This is a genomic window from Neisseria sp. P0009.S008, assembly GCF_051958615.1.
In the GTDB taxonomy this organism is placed as follows: domain Bacteria; phylum Pseudomonadota; class Gammaproteobacteria; order Burkholderiales; family Neisseriaceae; genus Neisseria; species Neisseria subflava.
Genome location: NZ_JBQCVG010000062.1, coordinates 1 through 274 on the forward strand (window position 1 = coordinate 1; position 274 = coordinate 274).

Annotated in this window: 1 pseudogene; it reads right to left on the minus strand. The window is 44.9% G+C overall.

The window, feature by feature from the left end:
* Positions 1 to 274, minus strand: a pseudogene (locus ACTHSQ_RS11260) (23S rRNA methyltransferase); the annotation flags it as partial.

Consider the following 274-nt stretch of genomic DNA (forward strand, 5'->3'; position numbering starts at 1 on the left):
GGGGTGATGTCATTAAATTCTTTTTTTCCCAACACGATTAAAGAACGTTTTGAAGCTTGAGAAGTTGGAGAAGTGTGCTGCACATCATCTGAAGAAGTTGAATCCGATTCTGAAGAATCTTCAATTCCTGAAGGTTCACCAATTCTGCGCTCAATTTCCTGCAAGCTCCATCCCAAACGTTCCTCCGCCAAAACCCGCAGGCGCAAGTGCGTCGGCTCAGTCATTAAACCGATCTTAACGTATTCAGCCAAGCTCTCTTCAGGCAAAACCAATC